This window comes from Flavobacterium tyrosinilyticum (assembly GCF_023656565.1).
GTDB lineage: Bacteria > Bacteroidota > Bacteroidia > Flavobacteriales > Flavobacteriaceae > Flavobacterium > Flavobacterium tyrosinilyticum.
In genome coordinates this window covers 150,748-167,530 of sequence record NZ_JAMOKG010000002.1, presented here as the reverse complement: position 1 = coordinate 167,530, position 16,783 = coordinate 150,748, and the positions used below count along the sequence as shown (strand labels likewise).

Annotated in this window: 14 protein-coding genes; 5 read left to right on the top strand and 9 right to left on the bottom strand. The window is 33.4% G+C overall.

Features of this window, described 5'->3' with window-relative positions:
* The first annotated feature begins 43 nt into the window (after positions 1–43).
* Positions 44–742 (top strand): DUF1963 domain-containing protein, encoded by a 699-nt coding sequence (locus NCC77_RS08385; protein WP_250835169.1) that lies wholly within the window; start codon positions 44–46, stop codon positions 740–742.
* Here NCC77_RS08385 and NCC77_RS08380 read toward each other — a convergent pair whose 3' ends face one another.
* Entirely contained in the window at positions 743–1,705 is a 963-nt protein-coding gene (locus tag NCC77_RS08380) for a Gfo/Idh/MocA family protein (RefSeq protein WP_250835168.1), read from the bottom strand. It lies immediately after the preceding gene.
* Between the two features lie 315 nt (positions 1,706–2,020).
* Between NCC77_RS08380 and NCC77_RS08375 the strand changes: the two genes are divergently transcribed.
* A complete protein-coding gene (locus NCC77_RS08375) occupies positions 2,021–3,337 on the top strand; it encodes an ammonium transporter (protein WP_095931329.1) in 1,317 nt (438 codons plus the stop codon).
* Positions 3,338–3,521: 184 nt separating this feature from the next.
* On the opposite strand, the gene NCC77_RS08370 is transcribed toward NCC77_RS08375, so the two are convergent.
* The 3 genes from NCC77_RS08370 to NCC77_RS08360 all read right to left on the bottom strand — a co-directional run bounded on the left by NCC77_RS08370 (position 3,522) and on the right by NCC77_RS08360 (position 8,441).
* Complete coding sequence (locus NCC77_RS08370; RefSeq protein ID WP_250835167.1) at positions 3,522–5,603, bottom strand: protein-disulfide reductase DsbD family protein; 2,082 nt, start codon at positions 5,601–5,603, stop codon at positions 3,522–3,524.
* Positions 5,603–6,913, bottom strand: coding sequence for a tRNA lysidine(34) synthetase TilS (gene tilS, locus NCC77_RS08365; RefSeq protein ID WP_250835166.1), 1,311 nt, complete (start codon positions 6,911–6,913; stop codon positions 5,603–5,605). Before tilS ends, NCC77_RS08370 begins: the two co-directional genes overlap by 1 nt.
* Positions 6,914–7,154: 241 nt before the next feature.
* Positions 7,155–8,441 carry an anthranilate synthase component I family protein gene (locus tag NCC77_RS08360; RefSeq protein WP_250835165.1) on the bottom strand — a complete coding sequence of 429 codons (1,287 nt, stop codon included), beginning with the start codon at positions 8,439–8,441 and terminating at the stop codon, positions 7,155–7,157.
* A 299-nt stretch (positions 8,442–8,740) separates the two neighbouring features.
* On the opposite strand from NCC77_RS08360, the gene NCC77_RS08355 reads away from it, so the two are divergent.
* The gene (locus NCC77_RS08355; RefSeq protein ID WP_095931855.1) at positions 8,741–9,115 is read left to right on the top strand and encodes a DoxX family membrane protein; all 375 of its coding nucleotides are present in this window, start codon (positions 8,741–8,743) and stop codon (positions 9,113–9,115) included.
* 55 nt (positions 9,116–9,170) lie between these two features.
* Here NCC77_RS08355 and NCC77_RS08350 read toward each other — a convergent pair whose 3' ends face one another.
* The gene (locus tag NCC77_RS08350; RefSeq protein ID WP_250835164.1) at positions 9,171–9,713 is read right to left on the bottom strand and encodes a lipocalin family protein; all 543 of its coding nucleotides are present in this window, start codon (positions 9,711–9,713) and stop codon (positions 9,171–9,173) included.
* 180 nt (positions 9,714–9,893) lie between these two features.
* Here NCC77_RS08350 and NCC77_RS08345 point away from each other — a divergent pair, with 180 nt between their 5' ends.
* Positions 9,894–10,547, top strand: a complete 654-nt coding sequence (locus tag NCC77_RS08345; RefSeq protein ID WP_250835163.1) for a hypothetical protein — start codon at positions 9,894–9,896, stop codon at positions 10,545–10,547.
* 58 nt (positions 10,548–10,605) lie between these two features.
* Here NCC77_RS08345 and lpdA read toward each other — a convergent pair whose 3' ends face one another.
* The 3 genes from lpdA to NCC77_RS08330 form a co-directional block, all read right to left on the bottom strand.
* Positions 10,606–12,009, bottom strand: a complete 1,404-nt coding sequence (lpdA, locus tag NCC77_RS08340) for a dihydrolipoyl dehydrogenase (RefSeq protein WP_250835162.1) — start codon at positions 12,007–12,009, stop codon at positions 10,606–10,608.
* 696 nt (positions 12,010–12,705) lie between these two features.
* On the bottom strand, positions 12,706–12,951 hold the full coding sequence (locus NCC77_RS08335; RefSeq protein WP_250835161.1) for a hypothetical protein: 246 nt from the start codon (positions 12,949–12,951) through the stop codon (positions 12,706–12,708).
* 140 nt (positions 12,952–13,091) lie between these two features.
* The gene (locus tag NCC77_RS08330; RefSeq protein ID WP_095931859.1) at positions 13,092–13,550 is read right to left on the bottom strand and encodes an Lrp/AsnC family transcriptional regulator; all 459 of its coding nucleotides are present in this window, start codon (positions 13,548–13,550) and stop codon (positions 13,092–13,094) included.
* Between the two features lie 409 nt (positions 13,551–13,959).
* Between NCC77_RS08330 and NCC77_RS08325 the strand changes: the two genes are divergently transcribed.
* A complete protein-coding gene (locus NCC77_RS08325; RefSeq protein ID WP_250835160.1) occupies positions 13,960–15,204 on the top strand; it encodes an aminotransferase class I/II-fold pyridoxal phosphate-dependent enzyme in 1,245 nt (414 codons plus the stop codon).
* 238 nt (positions 15,205–15,442) lie between these two features.
* Here the strand turns inward: NCC77_RS08325 and NCC77_RS08320 are convergent, their stop codons facing one another.
* Entirely contained in the window at positions 15,443–16,537 is a 1,095-nt protein-coding gene (locus NCC77_RS08320) for a DUF695 domain-containing protein (RefSeq protein WP_250835159.1), read from the bottom strand.
* Positions 16,538–16,783 lie beyond the last annotated feature (246 nt).

The following is a 16,783-nucleotide window of genomic DNA, read 5'->3' as shown; positions in this document are numbered from 1 at the left end:
TCAATTTTATATTCTTATTTTTGAATCAATAATTTTTTAAGTAATGAACGAAATAGAAAAATTAAAAAAAGCTCTATCAAAAAAGGCAACCACTTTCCAATCAGGTGGTTTTAAACAAACAAACTCCATTTCTGAAAGTTGGATTGGACGAGTTTATTTATATCTTGAACATGAAGAAATTCCATTAGATAATAATGGAGAAAAAATGTTTCCTTTATTTCAGCTCTGTTTTGATCATTTACCTTTTGTCCCTGACATTTTAAAAGCCACCAAAGTTATTACTATTTTTATTTCGAAGGATTTTCCAATGGACTTAACTTCTAATGGAAACAATTGGATTTTACGCGAATACAAGGACACAAGTGAAATTATAATTAAGGATTTAAAAAACGAAAAATCACATATAAAGCCTTTTCCTTTATCCCAAAACCTACTTGAAGAAGATTATCCTGTTTGGGAAGATGCAGACATGCCTAAAGAGATCGCAGACAGAATCAATGAACTAGAAGATTCGGGACAAATTGAATCTTACTACGACATTATCGAGAACAATTATGACCATAAAATTGGAGGTTATGCGACCTATTGTCAGTCAGGAATTGATTTTGGCGAAGATTATGAATTTGTATTCCAAATTTCTTCTGATGAAAAAGCAAACTTAAATATCATTGACAGCGGTAACTTCTATTTTGCTAAAAATAGAAAAACTGGTGAATGGATGTATTATATTGATTTTTATTGATTATGATTTATTCTTAACTTCCTCCACTATCCTACTCAAATCCAAACAATTTTGATGCGACCAAAGGTTACTTTCAATTTCATTGTTCAGAATACAATTTTGACATTCGATTATTTCATGAGAATATCCTTTTCCTAAAGCTGGCGAAGTAAATGTGGCTTCTTTTTCTTCATTTATATATAAAGAATAGCCATCGGCAATAAACCACGGAGCATTTAATTCTATTCGTCCTTTTGTTCCTGCAATAACGGCTTTCATATCAGATTCTGAAACTATGGAAGCATGCAAAACCGATTGAGCTGTTTCGTATTGCAAAATCATCGAAGTCTGTAGATCGATATCATTTTTATGTTTGATCGCTTTCGCGGCAATCTCTTTTGGATATCCTAATAATATATAGGACAGAAACAAAGGGTAAACACCAATATCAAACAAAGCTCCTCCTCCCAGTTCTTTATCAAAAAGCCTTTTATTTTCTGTTTCACTTCCGTGAAAGGCAAAATCGGCTTTTATATAATTTATGTCTCCAATTATTCCGTTGTCTATTTTCTGAAGAACATCTTGAACGGAGGGAATAAATCTTGTCCAGAATGCTTCCATAAAAAACCTATTGTATTTTTTAGAAGCATCTATTATTCTTTGCGTGTCTTTAAAAGATAAAGACATTGGCTTTTCGCAAAGCACATGCTTACCACTTTCTAAAGCTTTAATAGATAATTCGGCGTGCGAATTATGAGGAGTTGCAATGTAGACGATTTCAACTTCTGAATCTTCAAAAAGTAAATCATAAGAATTGTACATTCTTAAAGCATTAAATTTCCCTCCAAATTCTTCCGCTTTAGCTAAATCTCTTGAAGCAACTGCCGTAAGCTCAGCATTTTCTATCAATATTAAATCTGATGCAAATTGGGTTGCAATATTTCCTAATCCTACTATTCCCCATTTAATACTTCTATTTCCCATCCTTATATTATAATCATCAAAATTGTTAAAAAGATTAAAAAATATCCATTACAACATACAACAGACGTTTTTTAAACAACAAATATCTATTATCCTACAAAAAATAGCAATCAATTACCCCAAAAATTATCAAAAATGGTGGTAAGTGAAAAAAAAATGTTGCCAAATTGTAAATTTTAAGTTTGTTTTAAGAAATTCATGCAAAATGAAAGGGGTTTAATTTTAAATTTAACAAAAATAAAGCATACAACCCTATTTTTTTAGGGGGTATCAAATCATTTTATACTTTTATAAAAAATTTAAAACTAAATAACTATGCGAAAAATTATTTTAAGTGTGATTCTTATCACGATTTTGGTACTAACCTTTATTTCAAACTTTATTATTGCAGACAACCCAATTCCTGCAGAAGCTGTAAAATTTGATACTGGAGATACTGCCTGGATGATCGTTGCAACTGCTTTTGTATTGTTAATGACACCTGGATTAGGATTTTTCTACGGAGGTATGGTAGGTAAGAAAAACGTAATCAGTACTATGCTTCAAAGTTTTATGGCAATGGTAATTGTTACTATTTTATGGACAGTTGTTGCTTTTGGATTGGCTTTCGGACCAACAATTGGAGGAATTATCGGAAACCCGTCTGAGAATTTGTTCTTTGCTGGAGTTGGAACTAATACAGCATGGAGCCTTGCACCAACAATTCCATTTATATTATTCGCATTATTTCAGGCAAAATTCGCTATCATTACTCCTGCATTAATTACAGGTGCTTTTGCAGAACGTGTACGTTTCTGGGCTTATTTGCTATTCATGGTTTTATTCATATTATTAATATATGCTCCACTTGCTCACATGACTTGGCATCCTGATGGAGTTTTCTTCAAAATGGGGGTTCTTGACTTCGCTGGAGGAACTGTAGTACACATGAGTGCTGGATGGGCTGCATTGGCCGGAGCTATGTTCTTAGGAAAAAGAAAAGTGCAAAAAGTTAATCCTGCTAGAATTACTTATGTATTATTAGGAACAGGATTACTTTGGTTCGGATGGTTTGGTTTCAACGCTGGATCTGCTTTAGGAGCTAATGGTCTTGCTGCTCAAGCTTTAGGAACTACTACTGTTGCTGCTGCCGCTGCTGCAATGGCTTGGGTTTTCCTTGATAAAATTTTAGGACACAAATTATCTGCTCTTGGAGCTTGTATCGGAGCTGTTGTAGGTCTAGTTGCTATTACACCTGCTGCTGGATTTGTTAGCATCCCTCACGCAATCTTCATCGGATTATTCTCTGCAATTGTAAGTAACATCGTAGTAAGCAAATTCCCTAAAGGAAAAATCGACGATGCTCTAGATGTATTTGCTTGTCACGGTGTTGGTGGTATGGTAGGAATGCTTTTAACTGGTGTTTTCGCATCAAAAGCAATCAACCCTGCGGTTGGAGATAATCAAGGTTTAATCTTCGGAACTCCAACTTTATTCATCAATCAATTGACTGCTTTAGTTATTGTTTCAATCTTTGCTTTTGTAGCTTCTTATGCTTTATTCTTCATCGTAAATAAAATTACTCCTCTAAGAGTTACTGAAGAAAAAGAAGAACTAGGATTAGACATCTCTCAACACGGAGAATTCTTATAAGAATAAATTCCCTTCTCACATTACTTGATAAATAAAAAAGCACTCTAAATTTGAATTTGACTTAGAGTGCTTTTTGTTTTTGAATTAAATACCTTTTATAATTTTAGATTTTAGATTGCAGATTTTAGAATATAGATTATAGATTTTTCTCATCTCTATACTCTATTCTCTATCCTCCCAAGATTTACTTAAAATTCGAAATTCCTTCTTTTAACCAATGTAAATATTCATCTGCATTTACATAACTTATTGTTGGTTTAGAAGCATTCATATTTTTTCCTTCCAAATCGGTAATAACATATAAAGGCTGTGTATTGGTTTTATACTTTGAGATCATAAAATCGGTCCACTTATCACCTACTGTAATAATTTTATCTCCTGATGCAGTTGTAAATTGCTCTTCTTTTGGCAGTTCACGTTTATCGTCAACGTAAAGAGAAATTAAAACCACATCATTTTTAAGAATTGGTAAAATTGCTGGTTCTGACCAAACATTATTTTCCATTTTTCTGCAATTGACACAAGCATAACCCGTAAAATCAAGCATAATTGGCTTATTGATTTCTTTTGCATAAGCCAAACCATCTTCATAATCATGGAAAACCATAATTCCGTGTGGGCCCAATTCAGCTCCCTCTGGAAGTCCTTTAATAGATTCTGAAGAAACTGCTCCGTTTCCTGAACCTCCAACTCCAAACGGACTTTCGCTATATTGCGGCGGCGGCGGGAATGCGCTGATTAATTTTAAAGGTGCTCCCCAAAGTCCAGGAATTAAATACATGGTAAAAACAAATGTCAGTAATCCTAAATACAATCTTCCAACAGAAATATGATTCGTAGGACTATCGTGAGGCAAGGTAATTTTTCCGAATAAATATAATGTCATTGCTCCGAAAATAGCAATCCAGATTGCAATAAATACTTCTCTTTCTAAGAAATGTAATTGTAAAACTAAATCGGCATTTGATAAAAATTTGAATGCCAACGCCAACTCTAAAAACCCTAAAACTACTTTTACAGTATTTAACCATCCTCCAGATTTTGGCAAAGAATTTAACCATCCTGGGAACATAGCAAATAACATAAATGGAAGCGCTAATGCTAAAGAGAATCCAAGCATGCCGACAATTGGCGCAATTCCTCCATTTGAAGCTGCTTCAACCAATAAAGTTCCAACAATTGGTCCTGTACAAGAAAATGATACAATCGCCAAAGCCAAAGCCATGAATAATATTCCGATTAAACCGCCTTTATCTGCTTGCTGATCTGCTTTATTTGCCCATGAATTTGGAAGCATGATTTCGAAAGCACCCAAAAATGAAGTAGCAAAAACAACTAAGATTACAAAGAAAATCAGGTTAAACCAAACATCTGTAGACAAAGCATTTAAGGCATCAGCACCAAATATTTTAGTTACAATAAGCCCTAAAATTACGTAAATAGCAATGATTGAAAATCCGTAGATAATTGCATTTCTAATTCCTTTTGCACGGCTTTTACTTTGTTTTGTAAAGAAACTTACCGTCATCGGGATCATCGGGAAAACACAAGGCGTTAACAATGCTGCAAATCCTGATAAAAAGGCAATAAAAAAGATCGACCACAAACTTCTTGAAGGCGCAGGTGCAGGAATTTCTTCTTGTGCAGTTTCGTCTGTTTTCTCTACTTTTGGCTGTGCAACTTCTTCTTTTTTAACGGTATCAACCGCTAATCCTACTACTTTTGTTTCATCAGCTTTAGCTTCTGTTACAACTGGAACTTCATCCATTTTGAAAGTTGAAGGAACAGCAATCGAGAATTTCTTACTCGAATTGATGCAAACTTCTTTACAAACCTGAAAATCAAAATCTACATCAACCGTTTTTAAATTCGGGTTTATGATTTTTATTTCTTGCTCAATGTGTGCTTTTCCTTCAAAAAAAGTTTCATCTACACCAAAAACGTCATTGAAAGCTGTTCTAGTTTTACCTTCTTTAGCTTTTCCAATTAATTCGTAGTTTCCTTTCTGATTTTTAAAAGTTATCTCTAAAGCCAAAGGTCCGCCGTCTGGAGTAAACTGCGAATACATATGCCAGTCTTTTTCGATTGTTCCATCAAAAATCAAAACGGCATTGTTTCCTTTTTTCTCAATTTTAGAAGTCCATTTTACCGGCTCTAATATTTGCGCATTACCTTTTGCAAAAGCAAAGAAAAACACGAAAAGTAAAATGGTTTTAGTCCAAACATTTTTTGACAAATTTGTCTGAAGATTTCGAGTAAAGTTCATTATTGTAATTCTATTTTTAGTATTTGATTTGTGGTTTTCTCTATTTTAAAACGCTCGTCCTGTCTTATTCCAACAACCCAGACAATTTCATTTTCAGAACATAAAATCCAAGTTTTTTCTTTTTCGATCAATGATAATTTTTCGTCTTTAAAAAGCTTGCTTACTTTTTTAGATTTTCCTCTCATTCCGAAAGGCTGAAAAACATCTCCTTCTTTCCATTTACGCAAAACTAATGGGAAACGGATTTTATTGGAGTCGACAAATATAACCTTATTTGAACCGAATGTTGTGTGATCTACGTTACAAAGACTCATTTTTAAGGGAAAATTAACTTCTTTATCGTTTTCACTAATTTCATATTCTTCGTTTTCTGGCATTTCAGAAAACGGACTTAAAATAAGCGTTTCTCTGTTTTTTAGCAATCTAAATTCCTCCGAAAGAACTTGTTTCCCCGATTGTCCTTCAACCAAATCATAAATGTCATTCCAGGCAGAAAAACCAAATTCATTTAGCCATTGGTAGAGATACGATTTATAATTGGGAAGTTTTTTTAACTGATTTAAATCAAAATGAATATCGTCTCCTGCTTCTTTTGCCACTTGCTGATACACCATAATCGATGCATCTTCAACCATTTCTTTTGATTCTTGAAGAAAGGACTGGGTTTTCTGAAAAGCATCTAGAAAATTAGGATTGATTTCTTTTAAAACCGGAACTAAATTATGACGAATCTTATTTCTGAGATATTTTGTCGAAGCATTACTGCTGTCTTCACGCCATTCTATTTTATTCTCTTCTGCATACCTCAAAATTTCTTCTCTAGAAAAAGGCAAAAGCGGACGAATAATTTTATCGTTTTGTTCTGGAATTCCAGTTAAACCTTCTAAACCAGTTCCGCGAGTTAGGTTGATAATAAAAGTTTCAAGATTATCATCGGCGTGGTGTGCTGTCAGGATATAATCGAAGTTTTCTTCTTCCAAAAGTTCATAAAACCAGCTGTAACGAAGTTCTCTTGCTGCAACTTGTGTTGAAAGTTTATAATCTTTAGCGAAAGCTTCCGTATCAAAATGAGTGGTAAAAATCGGGATATTGTTCTGATCGCAATAGTTCTGAATAAATTCCTGATCTCCAAAACTTTCCAATCCACGAAGTTGAAAATTGCAATGTAAAACTGCAATTTCATAAGGCAGTTTATTTAACAAGTGTAACAAAACCATACTGTCTAATCCGCCACTTACAGCCAGAAAAAGCTTTTTTTCGGCTAAAAAAGGAAATCTTGAAACGATATGATTTTGAAATTTTGAAAACATCTGATAAAAGTAAAGAATTAAATTTGATCTATTTTTAAACGAAATGTTAAGCGTTGTTTTTTTCTGCCACGAATTCACGAATTATTTTTGACGCAGATTGAACAGATATTTTTTTGCCACAGATTAAAAGATTTTCACAAATTTTATGTATCTAATTTTCAAAATTAAGTCTGCCTAAATCCGCAAAATCTGCGTGAAAGAAAAAATCATTTTTAATCCTTTAATCTGTGGCAGAAAAAAATTACTGCAAAACTTCGTGCATTGCCTTTGCCTTTAGCAAACATTCTTCATATTCTTTTTCTGGAATTGAAAGCGATGTTATAGCGCTTCCAACGGAGAAAGAAACATATTTATTCTCTTGATTGTACAAAATACTTCTAATTACGACATTAAAATCAAAATCGCCTTCGGGTGTAAAATAACCAACCGCACCGCTATACAATCCTCTTTTGGTTTCTTCAAGATTTTCGACAATTTCCATCACCGAAATCTTGGGAGCGCCCGTCATACTTCCCATTGGGAAAGTCGTCTTCAAAACATCTACTGCCGAATATTGAGGATCTAATTTGGAAGTGATCGTAGAAATCATCTGATGCACTTGCAAAAACGAGTAAATACCGCAAAGTTCCTCGACTTCAACGGAACCTTTTTGCGAGGTATGCGACAAATCATTTCGCACTAAATCGGTTATCATGATATTTTCAGCTCGCTCTTTGGCGTCTGAAACTAAAACACTCTTTGATTTTTCGTCTTCAATTGGATCTTCAAAACGCTTAGAAGTTCCTTTTATGGGTTGAGAAATGATCTTATCTCCTTCTTTTTTCAAGTAGCGTTCTGGTGAAGCAGAAAGCAAATAGTGTTTGTAATTTTTAAAGAAAACTGAAAAGGGAGCTTGTGAAATCTCATTCAGTTTCTGAAATTTTTCTAACGGATTTATAACGGCATTTTCAGCGTAAAATTCCATACAGAAATTGGCTTCGTACATATCACCAACATGAATATGTTCCAGCATTTTATTTACTTTCTGAACATATAATTCTTTAGAAATACGTTGCTTCACTTCGACTCCGCTCAGTGTGACAAATGTTTCGGTCTGAACTTTTATTATTTCCTCAAAATCCTCTTCTACCTCATCATCGCAAAGCATTAAATATTGAATTTCAAGTTCATTTCCTTTCAGAATATAAACTTTTTTAGGCTGAAAAAAAAACAAGTCGGGAAAGTTCAAACCATCAAAATTATTGGAATGAAGATTTTCAATACCATTCTTTAAATCATAAGAAAGGTATCCAAAAAGCCAGTCTTTTGTATTTTGCTGATATTGTTTTAGATCTTCAAAAGCATTGTAATAATCTGTTTTTAAAGAAGTAAAAGCATCTACTGCCAATATGCAGTCAAAATTAGAATACTGCTGCGGATAAGAATTGCTGTCTAAAAAAACGACCTCGCGAAATTGCTGCGCCCAACTTAAAATCTGTTCTTTAAACAGTTTCGGATTGGCAATATTTTTACGGATGGAAACTCTCAAAAATGGTAATTTTAAAGGTCAAAATTACGACAAAATTCTTTCATGAGCGGAAAGCAAAAAAAACAATCAAATGATTTGAATTACATTGCAAAACTGTTAAAAATACATTCTTTTTATAAGAAAAAATTCGTTATATTTGATATACAATTAGAATAATCCTAAAACAGCATTAATTTGATTGTAAAATCCTTAAAAAAGAACCTCAAAAAAAATAATTTGTGATTCTCATTTGAGCTTTTAGATTGCATCTTTTCCAATAACTTAATTATATTTTTTAACCTTAAAAAATCCTAAGTATTATGAAAATTGCCACTATTATTGTCCGCGTTTTAATTGGCCTTTTGCTGCTTTTTGCCTCTATCAGTTATTTTTTCCATCTAATGCCAGAGCCTGAAACTACAGGAAACTTTAAAGCATTTAATGTAGGTTTAATGGCTTCGACGTATTTAATGCCACTGGCAAAGTCTATCGAATTACTTTGTGGAATTGCATTTGTAACTGGGCGTTACGTAACTTTAGCAAACATCTTGATCTTACCAATTACGGTAAATATTTTGTTTATCAATTATTTTTTAACTCCCGATGGTCTGCCAATTGCAGTACTTCTTTTTATAGGAAATTTATTTTTGATTTACAGATACTGGGATAATTATAAAAGTGTTTTTACTGCGTAAATCATTTTCAACCCAAAACAAAAGCCCGTCAAGTTTATACCTGACGGGCTTTTGTTTAATTCGCTTTATCCTGTTTTACCCAAACCAAATCGGTTACATTATATCCAATTTCCTGAGCTTTGATAAGATAATCTGCTTTTACACTTTCCGGAATTGTTTTTTCTCTAGAAAGTATCCACATGTATTTTAAACTTTCTCCAGCCACAAGCGCGTATTTATAATCTGGATCGATTGCTACTACGTTATAACCAGAATAAAAAGGACCAAAAAATGAGACTTTCAGCATACCAATATTGTCTTTTTTGACAAATCTAGCTTTCCCGACACTTTGTTCCCATTTGTCTTTTTTGACATTATAGCCCTTATTATCGACTTTTATAGTTTTATCTTCGTTTAAAGAATATTCGGCAGTTACATTGTTCAAATCTCTTTCCCATTTGTAATCTAATCTGGCAATTTCGTACCATTTTCCGAGATATTTATTGCTGTCAAAGTTTGTTACAGCCTGTGCATTTTTTGGAATTCCGCCTCCACAAGAGTACAATGCGATTCCAATTCCTGCTCCAATTAGAATCGGAGCGATATATTTACTTTTCATAATACTATCTTTTTAATAATCATAAAGATAACACCTGAAATACACATCTAATTTACAAAATTTTTCTTCAAGTTTATATTTTTAAGCAGCAAAAAAATAAGGGATTTTGAAAATTTCGATAAAGTTTTTACAACTTGAGTTACAAACCATTAAATTTGACACACAATCAATAACTCAAAAATGAGAATCCATCTATTACTATTCTTTATTTTATTTTCTCTTGCTAGCCAATCTCAAACTATACAAACAATAGATTCTTTAAATAACGAAATATGCCAGTCATTGGCTGAAAACAAAATTTTAAATAATGAAATAAGACTGCATAGCATTAATAAATCTCATGTCATGCCTTTTTTGGCAAAATTTAAAGATACGATCGCACAGCGAAAGGCTTTTGAAAAAATGATTTATCGTCTTCAAAAAAACTGTAACGAATTTAATGCGCTTTTCCCTAAAGATTCTATACAAAACGACTGGGGAATGCAAAACGAAAAACCTGTAGGTCATGTATCTAAGGAACAATGCAATACTTTTGACGAAAGCAAAAAATTTCACTACTGGGAAGAAAGAGGAAAAAAAGTCGAGGTAACTATAAATGGAAATCTTTGGATAGAAAAATTCGGCGATAATACTTTCTCGAAGTTGTTGTATAGAAAAAGAAGCAATTGCGAATTTGAACTTGAGTTTATTGAAAGCAATAATTTGTCACGAAAAAACCTAAGTGTAAAGGGCGATAAATATCGATATAAAATTTATGATGAAGAAGAAAACATTTATAGCGTTTACTCCAAAAACAAAGAAACCTATTATACTTTCAAATTAATAAAAGAATAAAAAAACCGTCAGAATCCATTTGGAACTGACGGTTTTTCTTTTATGATTAACGTAAAAATTATACGTGTAACGCTCTATTTTCTGTAGCTGCCAAAGCTGCTTCTTTTACCGCTTCCGCGAAAGTTGGGTGCGCATGGCTCATTCTAGAAATATCTTCAGCAGAAGCTTTGAATTCCATTGCCGTAACCGCTTCAGCAATTAAATCTGCTGTACGAGCACCAATCATATGAACTCCTAAAACCTCATCTGTTTTCTCATCAGCCAAGATTTTTACGAATCCGTCTAAGTCAGCACTTGCTCTTGCACGTCCTAACGCTTTGAATGGGAAACTTCCAGATTTATAAGCAATTCCAGCCGCTTTCAATTGCTCTTCAGTTTGTCCAACTGCGGCAACTTCTGGCCAAGTGTATACTACACCAGGAATTAAGTTATAATCGATATGTGGTTTTTGACCTGCTAAAATTTCAGCAACCATTACTCCTTCTTCTTCCGCCTTGTGTGCTAACATTGCTCCACGAACAACGTCACCAATTGCATAGATATTTGGAACACTAGTTTGTAAATGATCGTTTACTTCAACTTGTCCTCTGTCTGAAATTTTCACTCCAGCTTTGTCAGCGTTTAATCCGTCTGTGTAAGGACGACGACCAACAGAAACTAATGAATAATCTCCTTCAAGAGTAATCGTTTCTCCTTTTGCATTTTCAGCCTGAACTACAACAGCATCGCCGTTTCTTTCAACTGATTTTACTTTGTGAGAAACATAGAATTTCATTCCTTGTTTTTTCAACACTTTAGTCAATTCCTTAGACAATGAACTATCCATTCCAGGAATAATTCTGTCCATGAATTCAACTACAGAAACCTGAGCTCCTAAACGAAGGTAAACTTGTCCAAGCTCGATTCCGATAACTCCACCACCGATGATAACTAAGTGTTTTGGAACTTCTTTTAAAGCTAAAGCTTCAGTAGAAGTAATAATTCTTTCTTTATCAATTTTGATGAATGGTAAAGAAGATGGTTTTGATCCTGTAGCAATTACAGTATATTTTGCTTCGATAGTTTCAGATGTTCCGTCAGCTTTTGCAACTGCAATGTGCGTTGCATCTACGAAAGAACCTAAACCATTGAAAACGGTAATTTTATTTTTATCCATTAAGTAGTTGATACCACCTACAGTTTGATCTACAACGGCTTGTTTGCGCGCGATCATTTTCTCTAAATTGATTTTTACATCTCCAGAAACTTCGATTCCGTGATCTGCGAAATGAGCAATTTCAGCATAATGATGAGAAGAAGATAATAATGCTTTTGAAGGAATACAACCTACGTTAAGGCAAGTTCCGCCTAATGAATTATATTTTTCTACAATTGCAGTTTTGAAACCTAATTGTGCGCAACGAATTGCTGATACATATCCTCCAGGACCTGAACCTATAATGACTACGTCAAATGAACTCATAGTATTTTGTTTTTATTTTAGCGGTTACAAAATTAAGCAATAAAGTTCTGTTTGAGGTTTAATTTTCAATGTTTTTTGTGTGAAATTTTGGGATTAGTTTTACCGCAAAGAGCGCTAAGAATTACGCAGAGGTTCGCAAAGTTTTGTTTTTTTAATCTCACAAAGACGCAGAGGCGCAAAGTTTTTTTTACGGCAAAGATTACCACGTACTATTTGTCATTTCGACTGAAAGGAGAAATCTCCGCGAGAAGCTCGACAAAGATTGGAAATATGCTTTGCGGAGTTTCTTGTGCGATTTCTCCTTTCAGTCGAAATGACAAACTGGACGTTAGACGCACTGCTGTGCGTCTCTACAGAAAACCTTTGAAACTTTGTCTCTCTGTAACTTTGTCTCTCTGTAACTTTGTCCCTCTTTACTAAGGTTTTCTTTCTGGATTTCTTGAAGTATGAAATATTGAATAAATAATTATTTCGACTCCAATAATTTCATAAATAATAACAAATGGAAATTTAACCAAAGTCATTTCTCTATAACCTGGTTACTTTTTAATTTCAAATAATTCTGGATTTGTTTTTAAACTTTGAGATAAGATTTTAAATAAGTTAGAAATTGCTTTCCTAAACCTCTGCTTCTGCTTTCGTAAAATTCAATAGACTCTTCAATATATTTTTTCTGCTAATGGTAAAATTGTAATTTTAAAAACCATATTTTGCATTCAAACGTTTCTCTGTTTCTTCCCACGAACTCGCCTCTATTTCACCTGAAAGATATTTTTCTCTTTGTTCGGCAACTAAATTGTAATGCGAACCGGGAATAACTGACTCTTTCTCATCATGACTTATGGCATCAAAAACGCTTTCTAAGATTTCTAATTTTGAATCGTCGTCTATGAACTTTCCAAAATCTTTGATAAGCTTACGTCTTAATTCTTTCGTTTCCATTTCGTTTGTATTTAAACTCAAATTTAAGTTTTTTTAGCTTTGAATTTTGTTAATGTTTTCCGTTTGTGTATTTAACGTAATGTTAGACGCACTGCAGTGCGTCTCTACGAAAAATCTTAGAATCTTAGAACCTCAGTATCTCAAAAAGAAATTACCGTTGAGTTCTTCACTTCGCTAATCATAAACATACTTTGCGTGCTTCCAATATGCTGTAAACTTGTGAGTTTTGTAACCAAAAATTCCCGGTAGGCTTCCATATCCTTCACTAGAACTTTCAGAATATAATCGTAATCGCCACTTACGTGATGGCATTCTAAAACTTCGTTGAGTTTGATGACTTCACTTTCGAATTTGGTCAGGAATTCTTTGGTATGCTGAATCAATTTTAGGTGACAGAAAACTACAAAACCTTTCTCAATTTTGGATTTATCGACTAAGGCGACATAGTTTTTAATTACTCCTTCGCGTTCTAATTTTTTAATTCTTTCATATACCGCTGTAACAGAAAGATCCAATTTTAAGGATAATTCTTTGGTTGTTTTTTTACTGTCGGTTTGAAGCAAAACCAGCAGTTTTTTATCTGTAGCGTCTAAAGTCATTTTTGTTTGTTTTTAGAAGATGAAAGAAAATCTATTGATTGGGTATTATTATTTCAAATTTAGATTAAAAATCATTAAAAATCTATATTTATAGTTTTAAAATCTAATTATTTATTTTATAGTTGATTAATTTTCTTATTAGATCTTATTTTGGATGGAATTTCTTTTGAGAATGAGTGCCCTAGCCCTGATAGAAGTGGAAAGCCCGGAGTAAAAAAGGCATAAGTTTCTTGTTCTAAAAAAGCGACCAACGGAAGCTCTTTTTAGAACATTAGAAACTTTGACTTTTTTATGAGGACTTGAAACGGATAGCAGGAATAGCTCTTAAAAATTAGTTTCAGGTTTACAGTTTCAGGTTGCTGGAACTTGAAACCTGAAACTTGAAACAAAACAAACAAAAACTATCTATATGAACGATTTTAACCCAGCAGATAAAATTCAGGATTTGCAATATTTTGGGGAATTTGGCGGTGTGAATCCGTCCATTTCTGATTCTTCTACTTATACTTTTCTTTCAGCTAAAACTATGTTTGATACTTTCGAGGGAAACATGGAAGGCTGTTACTTGTATTCGCGCCATTCATCGCCAAGTAATTTGTATTTGGATCAGGCTTTGGCGGCGATGGAAGGAACGGAAACAGCAAATGTTTCGGCTTCGGGAATGGGAGCGATTACTCCTACTCTATTGCAATTATGCGGTGCGGGCGATCACATCGTTTCGAGCCGAACGATTTATGGCGGCACTTATGCTTTCTTAAAAAACTTTACGCCAAGATTCGGGATTGAAACAAGCTTTGTAGACATTACAAAATTGGATATTGTAGAAGCTGCGATTACGCCGAAAACGAAAGTTTTGTATTGCGAAACGGTTAGTAATCCACTTCTGGAAGTTGCTGATATTGCTGGATTGGCTAAAATTGCCAAAAAGCACAATTTGAAATTGGTTGTAGATAATACATTTTCGCCATTATCGGTTTCTCCTGCAAAATTGGGCGCCGATATTGTAATTCATAGTTTGACGAAATACATTAACGGAAGCAGTGATACCGTTGGCGGTGTGACTTGTGCGTCTAAAGAATTTATTAATTCGCTGAAGAATGTAAATTCTGGCGCAAGTATGCTTTTAGGGCCAACAATGGATAGTTTGCGTTCTGCAAGTGTAATGAAAAATTTGAGAACACTTCATATTAGAATTAAACAGCATAGTCATAATGCACATTATTTGGCGGATCAGTTTGAAAAAGACGGTTTAAAAACGGTTTATCCAGGATTGAAAAGTCACCCGAGTCATGAATTGTACAAAACGATGATTAATCCCGAATATGGTTTTGGCGGAATGCTAACGATTGATGTTGGAACTTTGGTAAAAGCCAATGAATTAATGGAATTGATGCAGGAACGAAACCTTGGGTATTTAGCAGTAAGTTTAGGTTTTTATAAAACGTTGTTTAGCGCGCCGGGAACTTCAACTTCTAGTGAAATTCCGTTAGAAGAGCAGAAAGAAATGGGATTAACAGACGGGCTGATTCGCTTTTCTATTGGATTGGATAATGATATTGATCGTACTTACGAAATGATGAAACAATGTATGGTTGATGTTGGAGTTTTAAATTCCGCAGAGATTCACAAAGAAGTTTTCACAGAGATTCGCTAAGCTTTTTCTCTCGCAGATTTGGCTGATTTTGCCGATTTATTAATAGGGTTATAAAAAGGAGCTGTTAATCTGCAAAATCTGCGCGAGAAAATTACTCGCAATAAAGGCAAACATTACTCTATAAATAAATTTGCACATTTTTTATTAGATTGTTTGAATCCGCTGGAGGTTTTCTCTAAGCGGATTTTTTTATCGAAAAAAAGCCGTTTTGAATAGTCTCAAAACGGCTTTTTGCACTTTATCTTGGCTCGTAATGTCTAAACGTTTGCCAGTATTTGTCTTTGTAGATTTCGTAACTTATTTCGAATGAACCAGCGTGTTTTTTAATTAATTCATCTGCTACTTTTGTTGGCTTTCTAAAGTCTTTACAGGCAAAAAATATTTCCCTTCTGTTAGCCAGTGTTTCCCTTCCTACATTTAAATACCCTTCCAGATCTTTAAGATCCAATACAACTTCATCTTCTATTTCGTTTAATAACTCATAAGTTTCTTTATCCGGCATTCCGTTATTATTGCTTCCATCAAAAAGAATGGTAATAATAAATACCCACGGATGCGATGCTTTTTTATCCCATTGCAAAAGATCCGTGTTCATTAATCCGATAATGCCACTTCCATCTTTTGCAGTTGCTTCAAAACCTGAATAGTTATCATTTTCGGTATTATGTCTTGTGCCTTCGTATTTTTCTACAAATTCTTTTTCTCTCCAGATCAAATAATCTTTTAATTTTTCGATCGGAATTAATTCTTCTGAAATACTATTTGGACCGTCTATTTTCATGTTATCAATCAAAGTAACAGAATGCAGTTCTCCTAAATAATTGTCTAAGAAAATATAAACACCGTTGGTTATTACTTGTTTTTTTTCTTCTACAAAATCATCGTAAATAACGGTTAAGTCAATTTCATCTGGATATCCGTCATGAATGTTTGGATAAAATTTTAGATTGTCCTTATTAAATTGGAATCCTTCATAATCAATACCAATATCCTGAATGTCTGATGCTGGTTTTAATGCCGTAATTTTCCAACCTTTAATTTGAGGAGCTGCGTTTACCAATTCTTCAATTGCATAAATATTTCTAACTGCTCCGTCTGGCGTTAAGATTAATTCTACTGTATTATCATCCAACATTCCTGTTAGAAAATAAATCCCGTTGTGAATTTCATCCAGTTTTGGAGCCAATTTTTCAAAAAAACCTTGGTGTATATTTTGTCTGTTTTTAACGATTGCAAAAAACTCTTTTTCATTTTTTAAAAACCAATTCCAGAAATCGGTATTAGATTGTATTGAAGCCTCTTTCTTGCCCAATATTTTATCAAGAAAACCCATGTATTACTAATTAAATTTAAAATTTTACTGAAAACAAACTTAAGGAAAAGTGTTTTTAAAACATAAGAATATTTTTATAAAATATTTAAAACATAAAACATATTGAAAGTAAAGAAGTTAAATCCAAATTTTATTTCACGCAGATTTAAAATGATTTAAGCAGATAAATGCAGATAAAAATTTTAATAGAAATCTGCTCTAATCATTTTAAATCTGCGTGAAATATTTTACCATACAGAAAAGCCG